This is a genomic window from Pseudomonas putida (assembly GCF_050989985.1).
In the GTDB taxonomy this organism is placed as follows: Bacteria; Pseudomonadota; Gammaproteobacteria; order Pseudomonadales; family Pseudomonadaceae; genus Aquipseudomonas; species Aquipseudomonas putida_AI.
Genome location: NZ_CP158815.1, coordinates 3,252,247 through 3,274,157, shown reverse-complemented (window position 1 = coordinate 3,274,157; position 21,911 = coordinate 3,252,247). Strand labels below are relative to the sequence as shown.

Annotated in this window: 20 protein-coding genes and 1 pseudogene; 10 read left to right on the top strand and 11 right to left on the bottom strand. The window is 55.5% G+C overall.

Annotated features, from left to right (window positions below):
• Positions 1-403 precede the first annotated feature (403 nt).
• A complete protein-coding gene (locus ABTV29_RS15230) occupies positions 404-4,285 on the top strand; it encodes a hypothetical protein (protein WP_433771548.1) in 3,882 nt (1,293 codons plus the stop codon).
• A 133-nt stretch (positions 4,286-4,418) separates the two neighbouring features.
• Positions 4,419-4,607, top strand: coding sequence for an AbrB/MazE/SpoVT family DNA-binding domain-containing protein (locus tag ABTV29_RS15225; RefSeq protein WP_433771546.1), 189 nt, complete (start codon positions 4,419-4,421; stop codon positions 4,605-4,607).
• Positions 4,608-4,908: 301 nt separating this feature from the next.
• Here ABTV29_RS15225 and ABTV29_RS15220 read toward each other — a convergent pair whose 3' ends face one another.
• A complete protein-coding gene (locus ABTV29_RS15220; RefSeq protein ID WP_433771544.1) occupies positions 4,909-5,370 on the bottom strand; it encodes a hypothetical protein in 462 nt (153 codons plus the stop codon).
• 276 nt (positions 5,371-5,646) lie between these two features.
• Positions 5,647-6,537: a universal stress protein gene (locus ABTV29_RS15215; RefSeq protein ID WP_433771543.1), complete on the bottom strand. Its 891-nt coding sequence runs from the start codon at positions 6,535-6,537 to the stop codon at positions 5,647-5,649.
• A 344-nt stretch (positions 6,538-6,881) separates the two neighbouring features.
• Between ABTV29_RS15215 and ABTV29_RS15210 the strand changes: the two genes are divergently transcribed.
• Both ABTV29_RS15210 and ABTV29_RS15205 read left to right on the top strand, forming a co-directional pair.
• Positions 6,882-7,454, top strand: a complete 573-nt coding sequence (locus tag ABTV29_RS15210) for a phosphoribosyltransferase family protein (RefSeq protein WP_433771541.1) — start codon at positions 6,882-6,884, stop codon at positions 7,452-7,454.
• A 112-nt stretch (positions 7,455-7,566) separates the two neighbouring features.
• Positions 7,567-8,532 carry a ribose-phosphate diphosphokinase gene (locus tag ABTV29_RS15205; protein WP_433771539.1) on the top strand — a complete coding sequence of 322 codons (966 nt, stop codon included), beginning with the start codon at positions 7,567-7,569 and terminating at the stop codon, positions 8,530-8,532.
• Between the two features lie 18 nt (positions 8,533-8,550).
• On the opposite strand, the gene ABTV29_RS15200 is transcribed toward ABTV29_RS15205, so the two are convergent.
• On the bottom strand, positions 8,551-9,438 hold the full coding sequence (locus ABTV29_RS15200) for a universal stress protein (RefSeq protein ID WP_433771537.1): 888 nt from the start codon (positions 9,436-9,438) through the stop codon (positions 8,551-8,553).
• 166 nt (positions 9,439-9,604) lie between these two features.
• Here ABTV29_RS15200 and ABTV29_RS15195 point away from each other — a divergent pair, with 166 nt between their 5' ends.
• Positions 9,605-10,654, top strand: a complete 1,050-nt coding sequence (locus ABTV29_RS15195) for a phosphotransferase (RefSeq protein ID WP_433771535.1) — start codon at positions 9,605-9,607, stop codon at positions 10,652-10,654.
• A gap of 200 nt (positions 10,655-10,854) precedes the next feature.
• On the opposite strand, the gene ABTV29_RS15190 is transcribed toward ABTV29_RS15195, so the two are convergent.
• The 5 genes from ABTV29_RS15190 to ABTV29_RS15170 all read right to left on the bottom strand — a co-directional run bounded on the left by ABTV29_RS15190 (position 10,855) and on the right by ABTV29_RS15170 (position 14,754).
• A complete protein-coding gene (locus tag ABTV29_RS15190; RefSeq protein ID WP_433771533.1) occupies positions 10,855-11,346 on the bottom strand; it encodes a hypothetical protein in 492 nt (163 codons plus the stop codon).
• Positions 11,347-11,697: 351 nt separating this feature from the next.
• Positions 11,698-13,086 carry an MBL fold metallo-hydrolase RNA specificity domain-containing protein gene (locus ABTV29_RS15185; protein ID WP_433771531.1) on the bottom strand — a complete coding sequence of 463 codons (1,389 nt, stop codon included), beginning with the start codon at positions 13,084-13,086 and terminating at the stop codon, positions 11,698-11,700.
• A 98-nt stretch (positions 13,087-13,184) separates the two neighbouring features.
• Complete coding sequence (locus tag ABTV29_RS15180) at positions 13,185-14,105, bottom strand: universal stress protein (RefSeq protein WP_433771529.1); 921 nt, start codon at positions 14,103-14,105, stop codon at positions 13,185-13,187.
• Positions 14,106-14,183: 78 nt separating this feature from the next.
• Positions 14,184-14,438 (bottom strand): Lpp/OprI family alanine-zipper lipoprotein, encoded by a 255-nt coding sequence (locus ABTV29_RS15175; RefSeq protein ID WP_433771527.1) that lies wholly within the window; start codon positions 14,436-14,438, stop codon positions 14,184-14,186.
• A 142-nt stretch (positions 14,439-14,580) separates the two neighbouring features.
• Positions 14,581-14,754 carry a hypothetical protein gene (locus ABTV29_RS15170; RefSeq protein ID WP_433771525.1) on the bottom strand — a complete coding sequence of 58 codons (174 nt, stop codon included), beginning with the start codon at positions 14,752-14,754 and terminating at the stop codon, positions 14,581-14,583.
• A 101-nt stretch (positions 14,755-14,855) separates the two neighbouring features.
• On the opposite strand from ABTV29_RS15170, the gene ftsH reads away from it, so the two are divergent.
• Positions 14,856-16,676 carry an ATP-dependent zinc metalloprotease FtsH gene (ftsH, locus tag ABTV29_RS15165; protein WP_433771523.1) on the top strand — a complete coding sequence of 607 codons (1,821 nt, stop codon included), beginning with the start codon at positions 14,856-14,858 and terminating at the stop codon, positions 16,674-16,676.
• Between the two features lie 26 nt (positions 16,677-16,702).
• On the top strand, positions 16,703-17,128 hold the full coding sequence (locus tag ABTV29_RS15160; RefSeq protein WP_433771521.1) for a potassium channel family protein: 426 nt from the start codon (positions 16,703-16,705) through the stop codon (positions 17,126-17,128).
• A 50-nt stretch (positions 17,129-17,178) separates the two neighbouring features.
• Here ABTV29_RS15160 and ABTV29_RS15155 read toward each other — a convergent pair whose 3' ends face one another.
• Positions 17,179-18,063, bottom strand: a complete 885-nt coding sequence (locus ABTV29_RS15155) for a universal stress protein (protein ID WP_433771519.1) — start codon at positions 18,061-18,063, stop codon at positions 17,179-17,181.
• 41 nt (positions 18,064-18,104) lie between these two features.
• Positions 18,105-18,200: pseudogene (locus tag ABTV29_RS15150) on the bottom strand (hypothetical protein); the annotation flags it as partial.
• Between the two features lie 235 nt (positions 18,201-18,435).
• On the opposite strand from ABTV29_RS15150, the gene fnr reads away from it, so the two are divergent.
• Both fnr and ABTV29_RS15140 read left to right on the top strand, forming a co-directional pair.
• Positions 18,436-19,194, top strand: coding sequence for a fumarate/nitrate reduction transcriptional regulator Fnr (gene fnr / locus ABTV29_RS15145; protein ID WP_433771893.1), 759 nt, complete (start codon positions 18,436-18,438; stop codon positions 19,192-19,194).
• Between the two features lie 23 nt (positions 19,195-19,217).
• The gene (locus ABTV29_RS15140) at positions 19,218-20,201 is read left to right on the top strand and encodes a zinc-dependent alcohol dehydrogenase family protein (RefSeq protein ID WP_433771518.1); all 984 of its coding nucleotides are present in this window, start codon (positions 19,218-19,220) and stop codon (positions 20,199-20,201) included.
• Here the strand turns inward: ABTV29_RS15140 and ABTV29_RS15135 are convergent.
• Entirely contained in the window at positions 20,191-21,102 is a 912-nt protein-coding gene (locus ABTV29_RS15135) for a universal stress protein (RefSeq protein ID WP_433771516.1), read from the bottom strand. The two genes, ABTV29_RS15140 and ABTV29_RS15135, sit on opposite strands and share 11 nt — an antisense overlap.
• A gap of 223 nt (positions 21,103-21,325) precedes the next feature.
• Between ABTV29_RS15135 and ABTV29_RS15130 the strand changes: the two genes are divergently transcribed.
• The gene (locus tag ABTV29_RS15130; protein WP_433771514.1) at positions 21,326-21,889 is read left to right on the top strand and encodes an N-acetyltransferase family protein; all 564 of its coding nucleotides are present in this window, start codon (positions 21,326-21,328) and stop codon (positions 21,887-21,889) included.
• The last annotated feature ends 22 nt before the right edge of the window (positions 21,890-21,911 follow it).

The window sequence follows — 21,911 nt, the reverse complement described above, 5'->3', positions numbered from 1 at the left end:
ATCAAGCGAATTATTACCTGTCTATCAAAGTCCGGCTTTAGTGCGGCAAAACTGAATAACCGCTTTGGGTTGTGGTCCTTCGTGACAGGCAGAAAACGGCCAAAAGCAGCCCTTCCCTCGAGTGAGTTGCGGCTGCTGATCTTGGCAACATTTCTTATTGTTGTTTTTCGGTCAAGCGATGGAGGCATCCCGAGTTCGCAAAGTGCACACCCGGTGTCATCCAGATCGCTGCGGTTACCGGCCAGAGGTGAATACCCGGAGGATTCTGGATCTCCCGGTTTAGTTGGCAGCCATGCTAGCCGGATGGAACCAACCCTCGACTATTACGTCTCGCTAGTCCTTGCTGTGTCAAAAGCGCCTTCAGGCTATAAACTAAGGCTTCAGTCAGCCTGACGCCCCCAAAATGCACACACTATTTCACGTAGATACAGCGGACATAAAAGCCCTGAACGACGAGCAGGCGCGCGCACTAATCGCAAGATTGTGTCGGGCTGAGATTCGCAAGTACGGGGGCTCCGAGTCGGCCGTCACTTGGGGTGGCGATCAAAGAGCAAAAGATGGAGGGGTGGACGTCAGGGTAGAGATAAATCCGCCACTGGGGATATCTGGCTATCTGCCCAATGACAACACAGCCTTTCAGGTAAAGGCCGAAGCGTTCCCCCCCAGCAAGATACCTGGGGAAATGGCGCCCAAGGGAGTGCTAAGACAAGCAATACGCGACCTCGCTACGACCAAAGGAAGTTACGTCATTGCCGCGACGCGAGACGACACCTCCGAGTCCGCTCTAGATCTACGACTTAATGCGATGAGAGATTGCTTGTCGGCCAATGGCTTCGGCTCCTCGCCGCATGTTGCCTTCTATGACGCAAGAAAGATTGCAGACTGGGCCGAGCAACACCCAGCGATCGTAGCTTGGGTCAAACACCAGCTAGGCAAGCCACTTGTGGGTTGGCGCCCATACTCGGGTTGGGCCTACCAGGAGACGACTGTCGACTCAGAATATCTGCTCGATGATCGAGTCAAAGTGTTCACGCCCGACGCAGAGAAGGGCATTAATGTCTCAGCCACCATTGATCGCCTGCGTATCGATCTGTCGAAGGGGGCAAGCGTACGCATTGTCGGCTTATCTGGCGTCGGCAAAACGAGATTAGTACAGGCGCTCTTCGATCCGCGTGTACAGGCGAATCAGGCTCCGCTGAGTGCTGATGACGTGCTGTACACGGACCTTTCAGATGGACCTTCACCTCAACCTTCAGCGATGCTCGAAGCGCTGATTGAAGACGGAAGTCACTGTGTTCTCGTCGTGGACAATTGTGGAGCTGACACTCATCAAAAGCTCACCGAGCAGCTTAAGACGTCTGGCAACAAGATTGGCCTGGTTACTGTTGAGTACGACGTTCGAGACGACTTACCAGACGCCACGAGGTGCTACCGGCTCGAAGGCTCCTCCGATGAGGTAATCAGGCAGCTTCTTCAGCGGCGCTATCCGGTCCTATCAATCAGTGATGTTGATACCATCACGGCATTCTCAGACGGTAACGCTCGCGTCGCGTTTGCGTTGGCCGCGACGGTAACGACGACTGGTGAACTTGCACGGTTGCGAGACTCCGAGCTGTTCAAGCGCCTGTTTCATCAGAAGAACGTCGAGAATGAAGATCTCCTCAGATGCGCGGAAGCGGCCAGTATCCTGTACTCGTTCGACGGCGAGGACGATAGCGCTGGCTCGGAACTCAACAAGATTTCCGCTATTGCTGACGTTTCATTGATCACCTTACAGAGGAAATTGGTTGATCTACAGCGAAGAGGTCTCGTACAGGCGCGCAGCAAATGGCGTGCTGTTTTGCCACACGCGATTGCCAATCGACTCGCAGCCCAAGCATTAGAAGTGATACCCAAATCGCAAATCGTGAATATCTTTGCCGATACCGCTACCGACCGTGTTGTCCGGTCGTTCTCGCGGCGACTTGGTTACCTACATGAAAGCGCAAAAGCTGCCGAGCTCATACGGGACTGGCTCTCGCCATCCGGGCGTTTTGGCAACCTAACGGCTCTCAATGACATTGGCCATGAGATCTTTCACAACATTGCACCTGTATCTCCGAGCGACGCCCTAGCGGCGATTGGACGGGCTGCCAATATTCCTAGATTTCTTTCGGACGAAAACAGCAAGCTTGCTCAGTATGCGCACACGTTGAAAGCCATTGCGTTCGAAGAAGAAGATTTCGATATCGCCGCCGATATTCTTGTCCGGCTCGCCTTAAAAAATCCCCAGGAAAATCGCGGGCAAGAATCTATTGTGCAAATTCTAAAGTCTCTGTTTTTCTGCGTGCTATCCGGTACGAATGCCCCCCCAAATCAAAGGGCAGAGTTCGTCAGAAAATTGCTTGAATCCGGCGATGCCGAGCGAGAGCAGTTGGGGCTGTTGGCGCTCGATGCGGCGCTTGAGGCATGGCATTTTACCTCCGTGAGTAGATTCGATTTCGGAGCTCGAAAGCGGAGCGAGGGTTGGGCTCCAGTATCTCGCTCAGACATTGAGGCGTGGTTTATGCCATTCATCCGCATGGCACTCGACATTGGTAAGCAGAAGTCCGACCTTGCTGACAGTTGCAGAACTATTTTGGGGCGCCGTTTAAGAGGTCTTTGGGTTGGCGCGAATCTGAGGCCAGAAGTGTGTGCAGCCGTAAAAGAACTGGCTTCAACCGTGAGCTGGCCTCAAGGTTGGTTTGGAGTCAAAAGCATCCTTCGCTTTGACTTGGGCAAATGCGATCAGTCAATTCAGAATGAGCTGCGCCAGCTGGAGAATCTTCTCAAGCCGAAGGCTATACCTGACATGATTCGAGCTCGACTTCTAGAATCGAATCAATTCGACCTAGATCTTGATGACGATGATGCAGATCAGCGCGCTGAAACGACTGGTGAGCGCATTCGCAGATCGAATCACGCCATGGAGGAGCTTGGGGAGGCTGCTGCCACCATTGAAGGTCTTCTCTTGGAGTTACTCCCGCAATTGATTTCAACCAAGTCAGGAGCCAGTGCATTTCATTTGGGGGTTGGAGTTGGAAAGCACGTTGCGGACCCGAGCTGGATTTTGGATGCGGCAAAGGAACATATCGCCACTGCCACTTCCGGCACGGTTGGTGTCTTTTTCCTTCGCGGCTTGCTTAACGGCTGGCATCAAGTATTTCCCGCTTATGCCGAGGAGTTCCTCGACAGCGCGGTGAGTGACGCAGTTTGGGTCAAGTGGATCATGGATCTGCATTACAGCATACCGATGAACCAAGCGGCTTACGCTCGAATCCACCAATCAATCAAGGCCGGAAATACTCCTGCCTGGCAATACTCCTACCTCGGTATGGGCAGACAAACCGACTCATTGTCTGTTGCAGATATTGGTGAGTTGCTTTCTGCGATAGCACTGCTGCCTGATGGTGGTGCCGTGTTTCTTGACGTCCTTTCCATGGTCGTCCACTGCGCGTCAGATCACGAAGATGCGTATAAGGAGTCACTGGCGGCGACCTGCCTAAATCTTCTGGGCTCAGCCGAATGGAGAAAGGTTCTTGGGGATCGTGCTAATAGCGGTTACCGCCTTGAGAGCATATTGGAGTTTTCGCTGAAGCGATTAGCTTCTTCCGAAGCAGCGCTGGAGGTATTGAATGGTCTGGTTGCCTTTGCGCGCACGAAGGAATGTAGTTATTCCGATAGGGATGTCATCAAAGACGCAATCTCGCCGTTCCTCAGGCACATGCCGCGACGAGCGCTCGACGCGATCTATGTTCCCGGTGATGAAGCATACTACCGTCAGATGTCGCCGGTGATTGGGCGCCCTTACAATGATCGGAAAGAGACAGCACTCAGCGTAGTCCCAGTGGACGCATTGATCGATTGGTGTACTGCCTCGCCGCCTGATCGTTACGTGTTCGCGGCTCGGAGCTGTAAGCTATTCGATAGCCGAAGTCGAACGAGTGAAGAGCATGCCAATATCGACTCTGTGGATGATTCTGAGCTGGTTATTTCGGAGGCCGCGCTCGCTGTGCTCGCTAATGCTCCTGATAAGAAGGCTGTAATCGAGTGCTATTTAATGCGATTTACACCTTCAGGCTGGTCCGGGTCTTTGTCCGAAATCCTGAAGAAACGAATTCCGCTTCTCGATGCGCTGAATCTCGGCAACGAAGAAGAGCTGAAGCCAGTATTAGCGACAGCTAGAGCGAGCCTTGAGCGAAGAATCGCAGCAGAAGAGCTTCGCGAGGACGAAGAAGAGCGCGAGCGTACGGGTAGCTTCGAATAGACGCTAGCCCGACACCTCCATAAGCCAGTAGCTGCCCCTCCTAACCGGCAGCAATCGGCCAAGCTGTCTGTCGCCCATGTACGGGCGTAGGATATGGACTCAGTTCATCTGCCGAGAGTGGAGTGAGTTTCCAATGAGTGATTCTGTGCGGACGACTGTGAAATGTCAGGACCCAGGCGACGGCAGTGGAGATGTGATCATTGATCTCCCTCCGGATGTCCTTGCAGAAATTAACGTCGGTCTTGGTGATTTATTGACCATCGAGCTGGTTGACGGATCGATAGTGCTAAAGCCAATTCGTGACGCTGATACGAAACCCTAAGGCAAGAATCGGCCAGAAGCGGACACTTATCCGTTGGATCAAACACTCACTTGGAGTACGCGCTGCCCCCTGTCCTGCATCAAGAGTTGGCTTCGGGTTGTGTAAAACCCCGCGATGGTGAAATACCACTGAGAATCACGGTTTATCGGTAAACGATCAGTGCTGGCATTTTTTCCAATTGGTAGGCCGGGCTCTCTACTCACAGAGGTAAGGAGCATCAACATGACTGAATTAACCAGATGCTTGCTCATCTTCTGCTCTCAGGGGCGGGGTAGGTGTAATAAGCGCGGATCGGCCTCTGTCATTCAAGAGCCAGACGCTTGGCCAACCCGGGGTTAGGTTCCCAAAGGGTGTTGATACAGACTTCCCCATCCTCCTCTGTTACAGGCTCAAGAGCCTGTAGATCCATCAGGTGGCGGTCGACTAACGCGAGTTGCACAACTCCGTTTTTGTCGAGAAACGCATGTGCCAAACACTCGCATAAGGATTGGGGTAAAGCATCTCGAGGAGGCTCTATCTCGGCATTCTCAAGTTCCATCTCGAAACGCGCGGAGCACGTGTCTACCAGTTCCCTCAACGAATGGGAGGCAAAGTGACAAGCCGTGAAATAACCCACCGTCAACATCAGTGAAATCAACAGCAGAAAGATTACTTCACGTTTCCAGCGCCATTTACCCGACCGACGCAGGCTTGTAAGTGTTGCACCTCTGCCCCGCCACCAACCTTGCACAACGTGAATTCCAATCAGCTTGTTGATCTTCATGACAAGCCCCTCACCCATGTGTGACATGAGCATGGAGCTAACAACAGACTGCCGTTTGACTTAGATCAAGCAGCCTGCAACAACCTGCCAGTTGCACTCAGCCGGACGCCAGCGTTTAGCGCCAGCGATATCGTCAAAAATCGCGGCGATGTCATCATTGGCAGTCCCCTGCCCGGGCGATGAAGTCCGCGTGGTTGGCAATGAGGGACTCTGAATCACAGGAATACCTCCTCAAGCCCTCATACTTGTCGCTTTGTAATACCTGGCACTGTCGCTCTAGACCGCCAGAATGCTACAAGGCACCTGATACAGGACGTGTTCGGTCGTGCTGCCCAACAGCTTGTCCAAACCATGAGACTGGATTCTGCCCATGACGATCACATCCACACTGTGAGCATGGGTGAACTCATTCAGCACCGAAACAGGGTGCCCCTCAATGAAATGCCAACGATCAGGGGGTACACCAAATTGATCAGCCAAATCGAGGAACGAATTTTCCAGTTCCTTGTGCAACTGCCTTCCAAGTTCCGCAAGCGCCACGCCACCGCCGCCTAACCCACCCAGATAAACCATGGAAGTGTCGCAGGCGAACAGCAAGTGCAGCTCGGCCTGACACTGCAAGGCGAGATCGCAAGCCTGCTTGATGATCCGCTCATTGAGCTCGCTGACCTCAGGCTCGGTATTCGAAACGTCTACCGTTGCCACCACCTTACGTGGTAAGGCAAGCCCCCCTTCCCCGGCCAGATACACCGGGACCGGGCAGCGGCGCAGCAAGCGCCAGTCCAGCGGAGTGAAGAACGCACGTTTGAGCGCTGGTTCATGCTGCACTTGCTTGATTAACAGGTCGGGATGCATTTCCGCGACGTGATCAAGAATGTCCTGCTGCATGTCATCGACCCAAGTCGCCTCCGTCGTCACATCGACTCCCCTGCTGCGCAGGTTTTTCGCCTGATCCTTCAACCAATCGCGATGGTCTTGCAGGTAGCACTCGCGAGCCTTTTCCCGATCGCCTTCTTCGAGCAGCGACAACAGTTTCCAAGAGGGTATCAACGCGGCGATATGCAAGCTCGCGCCACTGGCCTTGGCCAGGGCCGCCGCATGGTTGATGGCCTGGGAATGACGCAGGGCCGGGTTGATGATCAGTAACAAGCGTTGATACTGGCTCATGATCTGACTCCAGACAGGTAGGGCTTGGAGCTTACCTTTGCCCTCTATACGGACTGTTGATGTGTCCTCGTGCAACAGACACCCGCGTTTCCCGTTCAGAGTCCTCTGTTGATACCGCTCTGGCGTTGATTTATATCAAGTGCCCGCACAAGTCCGTTCAATGGCCATCTCCCGGTCCCTTGGCAAGTTCTGCACCCGCGATCATGGGATTGGCGTTTCCTTGGTGAATGAGCATTTCATTTCACCGCGGTTGATTAATATCAATCGTGCCAAAGCCAACGGGGTTAGGTTGATCACACGATGCGCTCGCACGGGTGCAGTGTTCAGGGTTTTGGGAGATGGATATGTCGACCCAACGGGTGAGTCAACGGCTGCGCTTGTACGACAGCGATGAACTCGATGCGGTGCTACAGGCGATGGCGCGCCAGGCCGCCGCCCTGTTGCCGCCCTCTCAAGCGGCACTGATTGGTATCCAGCGCCGAGGCGAGCCGCTGGCTGAGCGTCTGCGCCAGCATCTTTCACGTCAGACCGGTCAACCGGAACTGCCGCTGTACCCCCTTAAGGTCAAACGCTATGCCGATGACCTCCAGGTGCTGCATGCAAACACGCAACTGACCGAAAATCCGCGCTTGGCTGAGTTGGACCTCGCCAATACCACCCTTCTGGTTATCGATGATGTGCTTTTCGAAGGCCATTCACTCCTGCGTACCTGCGCGTATCTGGCACAACTCGGCGCGCGTCGGGTCTACACTGCGGTTCTGGTTGACCGCCATGTTTGCCGGCAGCCGATTCATGCCGACATTGTCGGCGTGCATCTTCAAGTGGCGGCCGATGACATCGTCGAATGTAACGTACCGCCCTACGAGACGGAGTTTTGCATTGACGTGGTTCGTCACGGTGTTGCCCGCTGCCCCTGAGACCGTTCAAAGCTTGTCCCGTCCTCAGGCTCCACAGCGGCAATGCGCTTTAGGTTATAAGTGCCATTTCAGGTGAGGCGCCTTTGATAGCCGGCCTCCAAGGAGCTCATGCATGCTCACCCTGTCCCCGCTTCTTTTTGCCCTGCAAGACACTGAGCTTTATGCAAGCCGCGTCGCTCAGCGGCTTGGCTGCCAACTGGCACGTCATGAGGAGCGCGACTACGAAGACGGCGAACATAAATGCCGACCGCTGGAACCGGTCAACGGCCGCGACGTCGTGGTGTTCCATTCTTTGTATGGGGACGGCCAGCAGAGCGCCAACGATAAACTGTGTCGCCTGCTGTTCTTCTGCGGTGCACTCAAGGATGCTGGCGCTCGTCATGTGCAGGTGGTGACCCCTTACCTCTGCTACGGGCGCAAGGATCGACGCAACCAGCCGCAAGACCCGACCATTACGCGTTATGTGGCCGCCTTTTTCGAAGCCAGTGGCGTGGATCGCCTGATCGCCCTGGACGTACATAATCCGGCAGCATTCGACAACGCCTTTCGCATCCCTGCCTGGAACCTACAGTGCACCGAACTGTTCGCCGCGCATTTCGCCGGGCTCGTGGGGGATGCCGAAGTGGTTGCGGTTTCCCCGGACTCAGGGGGCATCAAGCGCGCCGAGCAATTTCGTCAAGCCCTGGAGCGGCAGCTGGGACGTTCAGTCGGCAGTGCTCTGATGGAAAAGCACCGCGATCATGCCACCCTGACTGGCACCCTCTTGATCGGAGAAGTCTCAGGCAAGACAGCCATCGTTTTCGATGACCTGATCAGCACGGGTGACACGCTCAAGCATGCCGGCCTTGCCTGCCAGAAGGCTGGCGCCGTGCGACTGTTCGCAGCCGCCACCCACGGTTTGTTTGCCGCGAGCGATCAGATGTTCACCCCGCCTCTGTTTGAACACATTGCGATCACTGACTCCATGCCGCCGTTTCGCCTTTCCCAGGAATGCGCAACGCTTCACCTGCACACACTCGACACTAGCGCCCTGATCGCTACCTTCCTGGCGGAAAATGGAGCCTTCGATCACGCCTGAGCATTTGCCCGTGCGTCTCTACACCGCCAGTACGCTGCAGGGCACCTGATAGAGTATGTGTTCGGTCGTACTGCCCAGAGGATGCTCCAGGCCTTGGTACTGGACTCTACCCATCACGATCACATCCACATCATGCTCGCTGGCGAACTCGCTGATTGCCGTGACGGGGTGACCCACAACGAAATGCCGGCGGTCGGCGGGTACACCGTACTGCCGGGCGAACAGCAGAAACGACGCCTCCAACTCTTTGCGCAGCCCTTTGCTCAACAGTGACAGTTTCAAGCTATCGCTCAACTCTTCCAAATAGTCTTCTGAAATGTCATGGGCATAGAGCAGATGCAACTCGGCATCACACTGTATGGCGAGGCTTGAGGCCTGCTGAATGATTCGATCATTGAGTTCGCTGTGTTCAGACTCGCCCGCCGAAGCGTCAACCGCCGCCACTACCTTGCGTGGCAAGGCGTGGCCAGACCCGCCCACCAGATAAACCGGTACAGGACATTGACGCAGCAAGTTCCAGTCCAGTGGGGTGAAGAACGCGCGTTTGAACGCTGATTCATGTTGAATTTCCTTAATCAACAGATCGGGCTGCTGTACTGCAACGAAATCCAGGATGTCTTGCCTCATGTCATCAGCCCAGGCCACCTGAGTGGTAACGTCAACCCCACTACCGCGCAGTAGTTTTTCCTGATCCTTCAGCCAATCGCGATGGTCCTGCAGGTAATGTTCCCTGGCCTTTTCTCGATCGCCAACTTCGAGTAGCGACAACAGCTTCAACGATGGAACCAGGGCCGCAATATGCAACTTCGCACCGCTCGCGCGGGCCAGTGCAGCAGCATGGCTGATGGCCGGAGAATGCCCCAGGGCTAGGTGGATGATGAGTAACAACCGTCGATACTGGCTCATGATTGGACTCCGGACAGAGGGGACTCACCGCCAGCTTCAACACCAGCGTTGAGTCAGATTGCTCTGCCTCAATCTTGCTGGCGTTGATAAATATCAAACGTACCGGGACTTCCCTTCCTCACACTGCCAATAGGTTCGTGGACAGCCTGGAAATGAGGATGAGCAAATGAATAACGTGCAAGACGAGGTCATTGCCTTTCTCTCCAGACCGTCGAGTTACGACGCGTCCAACCGTCCGGTGGAACGTATCGAAACCCATGGTTCCGTGATTTTTCTGCATGCAAATCGCGCCTACAAGCTCAAACGCGCAGTGGCATTTGCCGATTTGGACTTCCTCAGCCTGCAAAGCCGTAAAAGTGCCTGCGAGGCAGAACTGCTGCTCAACCGACGAACCGCGCCAACGCTGTATTTGAGCCTTTGCCCAATCAATCGCAGAGAAGATGGTTCGTTACAGCTCAACGGTTGTGGCCCCGTGGTCGACTGGCTCGTGGTGATGCGCCGATTTGCTCAAAACCTGCTGTTCGAGCGCATGGCCGTTGAAGGGCGACTGACCGAATCCATGATGGAAAGATTGGGTATCGAAATCGCCCGCTTCCATGCTCGCGCAGAAGTAACCCCATCGTTCGGTCGCATCCCGGATCTGTACAGAGAAATCGAGAAAAACCACAGGGAAATGTGTCGCTACCCACAGATCCTGGACATCGCGACTGCCAGCGCGATCACCCGTATCTCGAAGACGACGCTGGAATCATTGATTGGGTGCCTCGAATCACGTCGCCGCGAGGGCCGCGTTCGACGCTGTCATGGTGATATGCGCCTGGCCAATATCTGCTTGTTCGACAATCAGCCGACACTTTTCGACGGGATCGAATTCAGTGAACGGATCGCCTGCATCGACGTGCTTTACGACCTGGCCTTTGTGCTTATGGACTTGCAACATCATGGCCTGAACAGGTTGAGTTCGTGTTTGCTATCCAGTTACGTGAATCACAGTGTCATGGAGGAAGATTGCCAGCCCTTGGCATTTTTTCTTTCTTTGCGAGCGGCGACGCGCTGCTTTTCACTGGCAAATGGCGCACTGCGCCAAGCTGATACGGCCAAGCGGTATGAGAAAAAAGAAAAAGCCGTCCGGTTGATGCATCAGGCGCTGGCTTACTTGCAAGGCGAAAGCCTGGTACGCCATGACCTGACAATGAACGAGTTCTCCTCGTATTGAACAGGTCGCGCCCATCATTCAGTTCTGCAATCGCCGCCCGCGGCACCGAAATGGCATCGTCCAACGCATTCTTAAGTGCCTTCATCCCGGTTTCAGAGGGCGCCCCGAATCAATCGCAAGCCACAGGTGAAAGTGCAAAGCTTAGGAGTACGTCCCGAGTTAACCAAGAACGCACTCCGCGAGAAAATACGACCAAACACCTATTGTCCAGGCTTGGCGGGTGGCTGCCCCTGGATATAGTTTTGGTGCCACATCATGTGATCCATCATCATCTGTTGCATCCCCGTGTACCTGTCCATCATGTACTGGCGTTGACTCTTTTGCTCCGGGGTCAAGTTCGAGTAGTCCTGCCACCCCATCATGTTGCCTCCCATCATGCCACCACCTGCGCAGCACCCCATCATTCCGGGCCCCCACATACCGTTCATCATGCTCATTCCATTTTGCATGGTATTCCAATGCTCCTGAAGGAGCTTCTGACGCTGCTGAGGATCTTGGGTCTGCTGAATTTTCTCCATCTGCAGCTGCATTTTCTTGAAGGTTTCTTGCGCCTGGGACATCTGCTTGTCGAACTCGGCAACATTTGGAGTTTGTTGCTGCGTCTGCGTCGCTTGAGTTTGCTCTGCTGCCACCCCCCATAAGGGGGATAGCGATGCGGCGAGGAAGAGCACGGCCGATCGGGTATTTTTCATTTCGCGCTGCCTTTGTGGGGTGAGCCGAACCAAAATCTAATCAGTCAACTGATTGCGGTACTTGGGTTCGCCCGCATTCACCAAAATTACAGATATCAGCATAACAATCGCCTGATTCCTCTAGATGATTAGCGAGTTGCCCAGAAAGGACTTGATATATGTCAAATGCTCAAGTGCTTCTTCGAAGTTCACATTTCGCGGCGGGCACAAAGAGTCAGATGTAAACAGGCACGGCTCGCAGAGGATTACCTTGCGGGAGTGGTTATGCACTAAAACCACGAAGGATCAATAATCACTTGATTGCTGCCGAATTTGCCCCCTGCCTTGAGACCGGCCGGGGGCTATTTTTTGTCAATGCGGTGAGTTTTCGGGGACATCGATAGGAGGGAGTTCGACACTATCGCGATACTCCGGCACCGAAACCGACCACCCCAACTCGAGGCTGATGCGACGGCGCAGCACATCCGAAGCGTTAGGTTCCCCATGCACCACAAAGGTGTGCTTGGGAGGTCGCTTGAACCCACGTAGCCACTGCATGATTTCATCGGCATCAGCGTGCGCGGACAAGGTTTGCATCGGCACGACTTCAGCCCGGATCGGTACATCCTTGCCGTGAATACGCACCGAAGGCACCCCCGCAATAATCTGTGCGCCTCGCGTACCACCGGCCTGGAAACCCGGCATCAACAACGTGTTAGCCGGATTGGGGGCCAGCGCCTTGAGGTGATGGACCACCCGCCCACCGGTTGCCATGCCGCTGGCGGCGATAATGACCGCCGGGGTACGTTGCTGATCGAGTTCTCTAGAATCCTGGACGGTCCGAACGAATTGCGCCACGTGGCACATCCCTTCGCAGTCCTCTTGAGACAATCTGTGTTCGCTACGAAAACGCTGGTACAAGCTCGTGACGTCGGTGGCCATCGGGCTGTTCAGGTAGAGAGGAATATCGGGGATCGCCCTTTTGCGTTTCAACTGATACAGGTGATACATCAACAACTGGGCACGTCCCACCGCGAACGATGGCACCAGGGTAATTCCCCGGCGCAGCGCAGTACGGGTGATGACCTCAGCCAATTGCTCCTGCGGCGACTCGACGGGATGTTTGCGGTCGCCATACGTCGACTCCACCAGCAGGTAATCCGCCTGCTCGACGGCTTCCGGAGCGAACATCAAAGGGTCATCAGGTCGTCCCAAATCCCCGGAAAACACCACGCTCAAGTCATCGGCGCAAACTTGCACCGTTGCCGCACCCAGGATATGACCGGCGCTTCGAAGCTTGACGGTCATGTCCGGGACAACTTCAAACGGGTGGTGCAACTCAACCGGCCGTAACAGTTTCAAGGCGTGCTCGGCGTCCTGTTCAGTGTAAAGCGGCAACGCCGGTTGGTGTTTTGAGAAACCATGCCGATTGGCGAACTCAGCCTCTTCTTCCTGCAAGCGGCCACTGTCGAGCAGCAGGATTTTCACCAGCTCACAGGTTGCTGGCGTGGCATAAACCGGGCCGCGATAACCATTGCGCACCAGTACGGGCAGATAACCGCTGTGATCGAGATGGGCATGGGTCAGCACGATGGCGTCCAGGTCGCTGACCGGCAGCTGAAACGGGTCCCGGTTGTGTAATCGCAGCTGTTTATAGCCTTGGAATAGACCGCAATCGATCAGCACATGCCGGTTACGATGATCCAGCAGGTACTTGCTGCCCGTAACCGTACCCGCGGCACCCAGAAATGTGATTCGCATGGCCGTTTCCTTGAACTTTCAGGGGGAGCGCTATTGATCGCTCCTTTTGGCTCGGGGTCAGTTGACTTTTATCAACTACAAGCTCGTCGGTGTGACTTTCAGTCGGGCGAAGGCAATGGTTTCACAATCATCAAACTGCACGGCGCCCGATTCATTACATTCTCGACGGTACTACCGATAAACCAGCTATTGCCGTGGGGATAGATCGTACCCAGCACCACCATGTCAAAGGCATTTTGCTGAGCAAAAAGTCCGATGATCTTGTGGGGGGTGCCTGTCAGTGAATGCCTACGTGCGTTCGTGATGCAATAGCGCTCGGCCAGTACGTCAAAGGCCTCTTGTTGGGCATCCTCGATTGCAGCCCTCAAACTGTCATCCAGGCTGCCTGTTGGTACGCTCATCGACGCATCGTTCATCACTGACCAACGACAGACATTGAGCAAGTGCAGCTCGGCACCACAACTGGCTGCCAGCGTGGAAGCAAGGTCCAGTATTCGATCATTCAATCCCTGAGTCAGTTCTTCCAGATGGGACAGATCGACCGACGCGAGAATTTTCAAGGGTTTGGGGTGCGCAGCACTGGTTACCAGGTGTACGTGTGCTGGACACTCGCGCAGCAAGTGCCAGTCCAACGGTCGATGAAAGGCTCGATCGAGTGCCGGAATGTAATGAGAATCCTTGATCACCAGATCCGGGCGGAAGTCATTCACGTACTCCAGTAAATGCGTCACGCTCGATCTGGCCCAGACCACTTCAGTGGTGACCTGCATGCCGAGGCATTGTTGAAACCGGGCTTGCTGTTCCAGCCAATGTCGGTGCACCTGCAAATAACCTTCTCGCGCCTGGGCCATCGCATCGTGGTCAAGCAGACCGGCTACCGCCAATGCCGGGACATAATCGAACGCGACGATGTGCAACTGCGCACCGGTTGCACAGGCCAACGCGCGCGCACGCTGAAAGGCTGGGGTGAGGGTCATTTCACTGGGGGCTATCAATAGAATGCGTTTGAGTTTGAGCATCACGCGCCTCTCCCTGAAACGTTTAATTTTCTGACTGCAAGTCTTAGTCCCCATCAGGGGACCTCAGGCAATCGCTTGTCATTTGCGACCTGCCCTTTCCAGCATCCGTCTCACGCGTTCATTAGCTTCATCGGCTGTGCTTTGCGCCTGCACGGCCGCTGCTGCTGCCAACTCAGCCTTTATGTACGCCTCATCGGCCCTGAGCCGTGCCGTAGCGGCGTTGTTTTCGGCGGACTCCAAGCGTGCATCAATTTCCTGAGCGTGTTTATTAGCGCAACCGGCAGTCATCGCCAGCACAGTGCCTAGAAATGCAACGGACAAGTACTTGTTCATGATATTCCCCTCAACGTGATCGCAACTGCAGATGCTGTGTTTCAAGTATCTGGCGGTATTCGATGGGAACCCTGATTTTTATCAACTAAATCAGTGCCAGAACGGTCCGCTGACTTGCTGATAGGGGCATTGTTGATTTACCTCAACGATTTTCCTGTGCCCAGGCGTAGAAAATATACTGACAAGCAATCTTCGTTCGCCCTACCCGCTGAACTTCACAGAGGGCTTCATCGTGATCGACCTGGTCCGGCGCAAAACCATTCTGGAAGAACTCGAGCTCCAGCCCGACATCTAGAGCCACAACGGTGTCATGCATGAGCGCTCGTTGATAATCCGAGGCCATGCCCCGAGGGGACTGCCATCCCGAGTTTATAACTACGACTAATTGGTCAGTGCCACTGATACAGAGCCACGCCCATGAAAAAAAATCACCAATGGAACCTGTCGTACTTCGCGATCGCGTTTGGCGTGCTGACCCTGTTTCAAATACTGTTTTTCGAACGCGATGTCGTGCAAAGCATTCCCTACAGTCAGTTTGTGCAATTGCTTAATGAGCAGAAGGTCAGCGATTTACGGGTCGAGAAGGATCAGATCAGTGGAAAACTGCAGGAGCCCATCAATGGGCATAACCAGTTCTCCACGGTGCGGGTGGATCCGGCGTTGGCGGCGGATCTTGGTCGCTCGGGTGTCGGATTCACCGGGGTCAACGAGAATAAGTTGCTCAATGGCCTGCTGGGCGTGCTGCTACCGTTTGTCCTGATCATGGTGATCTGGCATTTTCTGTTTCGCGGACTGGCGGAAAAACAAGGGCTCGGTGGATTGATGAGCATCGGCAAGTCCCGGGCCAAAGTGTTTGTGCAGCGCGAAACCGGCGTGACCTTTGCCGATGTGGCGGGCATTGATGAGGCTAAGACCGAACTGGTAGAGATCGTCTCTTTCCTCAAGGACAAAGCCAAATACTCACGTCTGGGGGCGCATATCCCCAAGGGTACGTTGTTGGTCGGCCCACCGGGCACCGGCAAGACTCTGGTGGCCAAAGCCATCGCCGGTGAAGCCGGCGTGCCCTTTTTCTCGATATCGGGATCTGAATTTGTCGAAATGTTCGTGGGGGTAGGCGCCGCCCGCGTACATGACTTATTCGAACAAGCGCGGCAGGCGGCGCCTTGCATCATTTTCATCGACGAGCTGGATGCACTGGGCAAAATGCGCGGCGTCGGCGCTTTTGGCGGCAATGACGAAAAAGAACAAACGCTCAATCAGTTACTGTCAGAGCTGGACGGATTCGATCCCCGTGAGGGCGTTGTACTGCTCGCCGCCACCAACCGACCAGAGATTCTCGACCCGGCGTTACTTAGGGCTGGCCGGATCGATCGGCAGGTGCTGATCGACCGCCCCGACCGAAAAGGTCGCCAGGCAATCCTCAAGGTCCACCTGCAAAAAATCACCGTGGACCCCGCCATCAATGCCGAGCATATCGCCGACCTCACCACAGGCTTCACCGGCGCTGACCTTTCCAATCTGGTCAACGAAGCCGCCATCGTTGCTACCCGTCGTGGTGCCGAAACGGTCAAGCTCGACGATTTCACAGCCGCCGTAGAACGCATCGTCGCAGGGATTGAGCGTAAAAGCAGTGTGCTGCGCCCCGAAGAACGCCAGGTGGTGGCGTACCACGAAATGGGGCACGCACTGGCCGCCAGCAGTCTGCCGGCCATGGATCCGGTGCACAAAGTCTCTATCGTGCCCCGTGCCATTGGCTCGCTGGGCTACACCCTACAGCGTCCGACGGAAGATCACTTCCTGACTAGTGGTCAAATGCTCAAGGACCGGATCGTCGTCCTGATGGCAGGACGTGCCGCCGAATTCCTCGCCTATGGTCAGATTTCCACTGGAGCCGCCGATGACCTGGTCCATGCAACAGATATCGCCCGTCAATTAATCACCCGGTTTGGCATGAGTACTGAACTCGGTCAGTCTGTGCTGGAGCGGCAAAACACAACTTACCTGGGTGAACGCATGTCGGCGACGGGTGAGAAAGACTATTCGGAACAGACTGCTAGGGAAGTCGACCTGGGTATTCGTGCGCTGCTCGATGAAGCCTATGGCCGAGCCAAGGCTTTGCTCGAAAGCCGTCGTGCCGATCTGGACGCCGGTGCCCATCTGTTGCTTGAAAAGGAAACCCTGACGCCCGACGACTTTCCAGCGCTCATGCCAGTACAGCGTGCCCCTGATTCGCCGTAAACACCCGTGGAAGATGGAGTCTGGCCATGCTGGCAGTCACGCTGATCAATACGCTGGTGGTCGTCATCGCCGTCGTGATCCATTACGAATGTCTATTACGTCTGAACGATTGGCTACCCCGGCTCAAGCTATGGAGTCGGTTCAGAATTGTCGTCGGGGTATTCGGCGCCCTGCTGGCCCACGCGATAGAGGTCTGGTGCTTTGCAGTGGTTTATTACCTGATGGTGCATTCCGGCAAATGGGGCAGCCTGACGGGCAACTTCGACGGTACGCTGATGGACTGCGTTTACTTTTCCTTCACCACCTACACAACGATCGGCTTCGGCGATATTTCACCGCTGGGCAACCTCAAATACTTGACCGGCCTGGAGGCCCTGACCGGACTGGTACTGATTACGTGGACCGCCTCCTTTCTGTTTCTTGAAATGCAGAAGTACTGGAAGCGCAAGTAAGCCCTTTTGCGCTCATAAAGGACTTAACGATCACCTGACCGCGATAGGTTCTAGACCGCCAGAACGCAGCAAGGCACCTGGTACAGGATGTGCTCGGTCGTACTGCCCAGTAGCTTGCCCACCCCGCGGGACTGGACTTTGCCCATCACGATGACATCCACATGATGTTCGTGGGCGAACTCGCTCAATACCCTGACCGGATGGCCCTCAATAAAATGTCGAAGGTCAGAAGGCACCCCGCACTGACCGGCCAGCCTGAGAAAAGATTTTTCAAGATCCGTGCGAAGCGATTTAGTGAGTTCAGCGAGTGTGAAGCTCCCGAAGTCCGCCAGATAGGCAGCCGAGATGTCACAGGCGTACAGCAAATGCAGCTCGGCATTACATTGCATGGCAAGGCTGCGTGCCTGCTTGATGATCAGGTCGTTCAATTCATTATCGGCTGACTCTATGTCCGACACTTCGACCGCTGCCACCACCTTGCGTGGTCGCAGGAAACTGCTACCGCCCACCAGATAGACCGGTACCGGACAGTGGCGCAGCAAGTACCAGTCGAACGCGGTGAAAAAGGCCCGCTTGAGTGCTGATTCACGTTGGATCTGCTTGATCAACAGGTCGGGTTGCATCTGCGTGACGTGATCGATGATGTCTTGCTTCATGTCATCAGCCCAAGCCACCTCCATCGTCACCTCGATCCCTCTGCCACGCAGGTTTTCGACCTGAACCTGGAGCCAGTTTCGATTAGCCTGCAAGGAGTGCTTGCGAATTTTTCCCTGGTTACCTGCTTCAAGCATCGAAAGGCCTTTGATCGGTGGAATCAACGCCGCAATGTGCAGACTCGCACCGCTGGCCCTGGCCAGCGCCGCAGCATGGTTGATTGCCGAAGAATGGCGCAGGGCCGGGTTAATCATCAGTAACAACCGTTGATACTGGCTCATGACTGGCCTCCAGTCAGTTGACTGTTTAATGCGACCGCCTTGTCCTTCAGGTAGATTTGCCCGACCGCCAGATAATTGGATGCCCGCCAATAGGCATCCAGCCCCTCCAGTTGCTCGGTATTCAGAAAGTCGCTCATCGCAATTCTCCACCAGCCGCTACTTCACCGATCAATATGGGTTGATTTTGTGAGTCTGGAAGAGGTGAAACTTGATTTACCTCAAGTTTCAAAGCAGCGGCTAGCGAATCATCTAGATCCGTTCAGATATTTATCCGGAACGAAGCCTGGTGAGGTTCCGCTCGTCGATTCCCTCAATTTTTTGACTTGTCCCCCACGTTCAGATCGTTCGAGTAACTATGCTTTATTAGCTGATATGGAGGGCTTCAATGTGACTGAAACTCGATCGTATCGCGACCAACATCTCAAAACTGCCTGTTCCAGTTGCAGTGTGTTGGAGCTGTGTCTGCCGCTTGGTCTGTCCGGTTCGGAAATCGAGCGTCTGGACACGCTGATCATGCAACGGCTCAAGGTCAAAAAAGGCACAGCACTTTACCGCGCAGACGATCCGCTGCGCTCGCTGTATGCCGTGCGAATCGGTTCGTTCAAAACCAGCGTGCTTTCGATTGATGGTCGCGAGCAGGTCACCGGGTTCCAGATTCCAGGTGAAATGCTCGGCCTGGACGCCATCAGCACGGATCAACATACCTGCGATGCGGTGGCTCTGGAGGACAGCGAGGTCTGCCCCATCCATTTCGCGCACCTGGAAAAACTCGCTCGGGAACTGCCTTCATTGCAGCACAACCTGAACAAAATCCTCAGCCGGGAAATCGTGCATGATCACGACATGCTGATGATGCTGGGCAATATGAACTCGGATGAACGCCTGGCCGCTTTCCTGCTGAATATGTCGCAACGCTTGAATTCGCGGGGTTATTCCTCCCGCAGCTTTGTACTGAAAATGCGTCGAGAGGAGATAGGTTCTTACCTGGGCCTGCGTTTGGAAACCATCTGCCGGGGTATCGCACACCTGCGTGACCAAGGGTTAGTGGAAATAAGCGGCCGCGAAGTCAGCATCATGGACCTGGACGGGCTAAAGCAACTGATCGTGGGCTGCCATCGTCACCTGAGGTGACACCTGCCGCTTGGAGAGTCTTCATGCGTGCCATGGTCCTGCATCACCCCGGCCAACCGTTACAGCTCGAAGAGCGTCCCATTCCCACGCCTGGCTCACAGCAATTGTTGGTCAAAGTCCTGGCCTGCGGCGTATGCCGTACTGATCTGCATCTGGTGGATGGCGAGTTGCCCCAAGCACGGCTGCCACGGGTGCCGGGGCATGAAATTGTGGGTGAAGTCTTGGCCGTTGGTACCGACATTGCGCCAGAGTGGATCGGTCGACGGGTGGGTGTGCCCTGGCTGGGCTGGACCTGTGGCCACTGCGCGTTCTGCCGCTCGGGTCAGGAAAACCTCTGCGATAAGGCCCGGTTCACCGGCTGCCATCTGGACGGAGGTTATGCCGAGTACACTGTCGCCGACGCACGTTTCTGCTTTCCAATTCCCGAGGCACTTTCCGACACGCAGGCCGCTCCGCTGCTGTGTGCCGGGCTGATCGGCTTTCGGGCCCTGCAAATGGCCAAGGGCGCCCACCATTTGGGCCTCTATGGTTTTGGCGCGGCGGCACATTTGGCCATCCAGATCGCCCGTGGACGCAGGCAGAAGGTGTATGCCTTCACCCGTCCAGATGACAGCGAAGGCCAGGCTTATGCCCGATCGCTGGGCGCCGAATGGGCCGGGCCTTCGGATCAACCTCCGCCGCACCTGCTTGATGCCAGTCTGATTTTCGCTCCAGTCGGGGCGCTGGTGCCGCTGGCACTGGCCGTCACTGTCAAGGGTGGCTGCGTGATTTGTGCAGGCATTCACATGAGCGACATTCCCGCCTTTCCCTATCGGCTCTTGTGGGGCGAGCGCAGCGTTCGATCGGTGGCCAACTTGACCCGCGACGATGGCACCGCGTTTTTCGAGGAGTTGCAGCACACAGCCGTACACTGTGACGTCACCCCCTTTGCCCTCGATGATGCCAATCAGGCGCTGGAACGGTTGCGGGCCGGCCAATTCAACGGCGCGATCGTCCTCATCCCGTGACGCGCTGCCTGACCGCCAGAATGCTCCCCGGCACCGAGTACAACGCCCGCTCGGTATTACTGCCAATCAAGCGATCGATCCCCACTCGATGCACAGTGCCCATCACCACCACATCGGCCAGGAATTCCTCGACGAATCCACTGATCACTGGCATCGGCAATCCCATGATGAAATGGCGTCGCTCAGGTGGCACGCCATACCGCTCGGCCAGTGCGATAAAGGCCTGGTGCAAGGATTGACGCAGTTCCTCGATAACGTCAGCGCCCCAACCACCCCCGGCCAATGGCGCGTCGCTGTTGAAGACGGGCGACAAGTCATAGGCGTACAGCAGGTGTAACGGCGCATCACATTGCAGGGCTAGGGCATTGGCCGTCTGGATGATGGTGTCATTCAAGCCGCTGATTTGTGTCTCCGGATCGAACGGGTCCACGGCTGCCACGATCCGGTGGGGCAAGCTGTACCGGACTTGGTTGACCAGGTGCACGGCGACCGGGCATTCACGCAGCAAGTGACAATCGAGTGGTGTAATGAATACCCGCTTGAGCGCAGGCTCAAAGGTCACGTCCTTGATCAGCAAGTCGGGCTTGAGGTCTTCGACCGTATTCAAGATGTCCAGCAGCGGATGGGTGGTGAAGACGACATTGACCGTTACCTCAAGCTCCAGGTCGCTGAGTCTATCGAACTCTTCGGCCTCCCAGCGGCGGTAGCGACGCACATAGCGCTGCAGCTCCGTGTCGTCGACTTTTTCATCCCACAAATGCACCACCGGGGTCGGCTCGACAAAGGCCCGCACATCAAGAGCTGCACCGGCGGCCTTGGCCAGCGCGACGGCGCGGTTTACGGCCGGGGAGAGTTGCAGGTTTTGATCGACAATCAGCAGTAACCGTTGATATTGACTCATCACACACCTCCGTTCGACCCCGGTCTTCATGTGCCGGCATGCTTCAACACTGCGCTCTGATACCTTCCAGAGGTTGATTTACATCAAACACGCACGAATTGACGCCCCAGACACGGGACTCTGATCCAGATCAAATTCCAGTGCAGGCAGCGGCGTAGAAAGGAATCAAAGGCGGCTGTTTTTTCCACCCTCAGCCTTCAAAACCGCACTGGAGGAATATCCCATGCTCACCGTCAAAGACCACAATGATCGGGCCGCGGCCGCCTATGCCGCGGTCGCCGGCCAATACTGGATCGAAGCGCTCAGGGACGGCCGCCACGTACTGATCCGGCCGCTGACGGAAAAGGATCGCGACCGTGAATATGCTTTTATCAAACGGCTTTCGCCCGAGTCGCGGCACCTGCGCTTTCTTGCGCAGATCAGCGAACCCAGCGATACGATGCTCAACCAATTGATGGATACCGACAACAAACAGCGTGTGGCCTACATCGCCCTGGTCCACGACAACGGTCAACTGGTCGAGATCGGTATCAGCCGCTACGCAGCCACCGGCGAAAATGAATGTGAATGCGCCGTCACGGTCTCCGATGAATGGACGCACCTGGGTCTGGGCACATTACTGATGGAGCATTTGATCAAGGCCGCCCGCCACAACGGTTATCACCAGATGTATTCGGTGGACGCCGCCAGCAATACGCCCATGCGCGACCTGGCCAAGGCACTGCGCTTTGAGACGCACAATGATCCCGACGACACCCGTCAGGTCATCCATCGTCTTAACTTGTAAAAAATCGCCCCGCGATGTTCCG

What these genes read in the sequence shown, in the direction of transcription:
- ABTV29_RS15215 (WP_433771543.1), bottom strand. Translation starts at nt 6,537, where the DNA reads ATGAGCCAGTATCAACGCTTGTTACTGATCATCAACCCGGCCCTGCGT.
- ABTV29_RS15200 (WP_433771537.1), bottom strand. Translation starts at nt 9,438, where the DNA reads ATGAGCCAGTATCGACGGTTGTTACTCATCATCCACCTAGCCCTGGGG.
- ABTV29_RS15210 (WP_433771541.1), top strand. Translation starts at nt 6,882, where the DNA reads ATGTCGACCCAACGGGTGAGTCAACGGCTGCGCTTGTACGACAGCGAT.
- ABTV29_RS15225 (WP_433771546.1), top strand. Translation starts at nt 4,419, where the DNA reads ATGAGTGATTCTGTGCGGACGACTGTGAAATGTCAGGACCCAGGCGAC.
- ABTV29_RS15230 (WP_433771548.1), top strand. Translation starts at nt 404, where the DNA reads ATGCACACACTATTTCACGTAGATACAGCGGACATAAAAGCCCTGAAC.
- ABTV29_RS15130 (WP_433771514.1), top strand. Translation starts at nt 21,326, where the DNA reads ATGCTCACCGTCAAAGACCACAATGATCGGGCCGCGGCCGCCTATGCC.
- ABTV29_RS15135 (WP_433771516.1), bottom strand. Translation starts at nt 21,102, where the DNA reads ATGAGTCAATATCAACGGTTACTGCTGATTGTCGATCAAAACCTGCAA.
- ABTV29_RS15190 (WP_433771533.1), bottom strand. Translation starts at nt 11,346, where the DNA reads ATGAAAAATACCCGATCGGCCGTGCTCTTCCTCGCCGCATCGCTATCC.
- ABTV29_RS15175 (WP_433771527.1), bottom strand. Translation starts at nt 14,438, where the DNA reads ATGAACAAGTACTTGTCCGTTGCATTTCTAGGCACTGTGCTGGCGATG.
- ABTV29_RS15160 (WP_433771521.1), top strand. Translation starts at nt 16,703, where the DNA reads ATGCTGGCAGTCACGCTGATCAATACGCTGGTGGTCGTCATCGCCGTC.
- ftsH (WP_433771523.1), top strand. Translation starts at nt 14,856, where the DNA reads ATGAAAAAAAATCACCAATGGAACCTGTCGTACTTCGCGATCGCGTTT.
- ABTV29_RS15140 (WP_433771518.1), top strand. Translation starts at nt 19,218, where the DNA reads ATGCGTGCCATGGTCCTGCATCACCCCGGCCAACCGTTACAGCTCGAA.
- ABTV29_RS15205 (WP_433771539.1), top strand. Translation starts at nt 7,567, where the DNA reads ATGCTCACCCTGTCCCCGCTTCTTTTTGCCCTGCAAGACACTGAGCTT.
- ABTV29_RS15185 (WP_433771531.1), bottom strand. Translation starts at nt 13,086, where the DNA reads ATGCGAATCACATTTCTGGGTGCCGCGGGTACGGTTACGGGCAGCAAG.
- fnr (WP_433771893.1), top strand. Translation starts at nt 18,436, where the DNA reads ATGGAGGGCTTCAATGTGACTGAAACTCGATCGTATCGCGACCAACAT.
- ABTV29_RS15155 (WP_433771519.1), bottom strand. Translation starts at nt 18,063, where the DNA reads ATGAGCCAGTATCAACGGTTGTTACTGATGATTAACCCGGCCCTGCGC.
- ABTV29_RS15195 (WP_433771535.1), top strand. Translation starts at nt 9,605, where the DNA reads ATGAATAACGTGCAAGACGAGGTCATTGCCTTTCTCTCCAGACCGTCG.
- ABTV29_RS15220 (WP_433771544.1), bottom strand. Translation starts at nt 5,370, where the DNA reads ATGAAGATCAACAAGCTGATTGGAATTCACGTTGTGCAAGGTTGGTGG.
- ABTV29_RS15170 (WP_433771525.1), bottom strand. Translation starts at nt 14,754, where the DNA reads ATGCATGACACCGTTGTGGCTCTAGATGTCGGGCTGGAGCTCGAGTTC.
- ABTV29_RS15180 (WP_433771529.1), bottom strand. Translation starts at nt 14,105, where the DNA reads ATGCTCAAACTCAAACGCATTCTATTGATAGCCCCCAGTGAAATGACC.